We start from the raw sequence: 454 nt of genomic DNA, 5'->3' as shown, positions 1-454 counted from the left end.
CCGGATCTCGCGTCGGATGATCTTGTCCTGCGTCTGGGTGTTGCCGTTGATATCGACGCGTTCGACGAAGGTGCGCTTGGCCTCGGCGATGTGGAAATTGATCCCCATCGTCAGCGTGTCCTTGTCGCGCTGGAAATCGGGATTGACGTCGGCAAATGCGTAGCCGAGCGCACCGGCTGCGGCGCTAAGCGAGTCCACCGCGGTTTCGACGCGCTTTGCGTTATACCACTCGCCCTTGGTGATGCCGAGGTTGGCGGCGACCCGCTTATTGTCGAAGTCGCGAATGTCGCTGTCGACGGTCACATCCCCGAATTTGTAGCGTTTGCCCTCCTCGACGACATAGGTGATGATGAAGTCCTTCTTGTCCGGCGTCAGCTCGGCCACGGCGGAGATCACCTTGAAGTCGGCATAGCCCTCGGTCAGGTAAAACTGCCGAAGCTTCTGCTGGTCATAG

The 454-nt window shown here is 59.3% G+C and carries 1 protein-coding gene; it reads right to left on the bottom strand.

What is annotated here, in order from left to right:
- Positions 1-454 (bottom strand): POTRA domain-containing protein (locus AACY08_RS29625; protein WP_339472641.1); only part of this gene is annotated, 454 nt, incomplete at both ends.

The sequence above is a fragment of the Pseudomonas sp. EL_65y_Pfl1_R83 genome (genome assembly GCF_963970695.1).
GTDB lineage: Bacteria > Pseudomonadota > Gammaproteobacteria > Pseudomonadales > Pseudomonadaceae > Aquipseudomonas > Aquipseudomonas tritici.
This window is presented reverse-complemented; position numbering and strand designations above follow the sequence as displayed.